Source organism: Bariatricus sp. HCP28S3_A4 (genome assembly GCF_052066395.1).
Lineage (GTDB): Bacteria > Bacillota > Clostridia > Lachnospirales > Lachnospiraceae > Allocoprococcus.
Genome location: NZ_JBQHSE010000102.1, coordinates 1 through 469, shown reverse-complemented (window position 1 = coordinate 469; position 469 = coordinate 1). Strand labels below are relative to the sequence as shown.

Below are 469 nucleotides of genomic sequence, written 5' to 3'. Positions count from 1 at the left end.
CAGGGAAAACGTCGCTGGATTACTAAGGAAGATAACCTCGGCAATTCAACCATGCTGTTAAATCCAACTGATCCTGAGGCTACATACCGAAGGAAAGCAGGGAAAGAATATTGCGGCTATGTGGCTAACGTAGAGGAAACTGTTGGGAAAAATGGTTCTGTTGTAACCAGCTATGAGTATGAACCCAATATCCATTCAGACTCGCAGTTTATAAAAGAACATCTTGAAGCTTTGCCAAAACAAGAAGCAAACACAAGTATTATCGTGGATGGAGCCTACTATAGTGAGGAAGCAGAAAAAATGGCTACTGAGAAGAACATCGAACTACTTCCTACTGCATTGACAGCCAAAAAGAATAGGCGAGATGTTTCCGGATTTGAAATGGACGAAGAAAAAACAAAAGTGATAAAGTGTCCGGCAGGAAACACACCTAGAAGTTGTTGTTATAAGAAGAGCAATGATGAATTTA

General features: G+C 40.5%; 1 pseudogene. It reads left to right on the top strand.

Annotated features, from left to right (window positions below):
* Positions 1-51: 51 nt before the first annotated feature.
* Positions 52-469 (top strand): annotated as a pseudogene (locus ACTNBF_RS16540) (transposase); the annotation flags it as partial.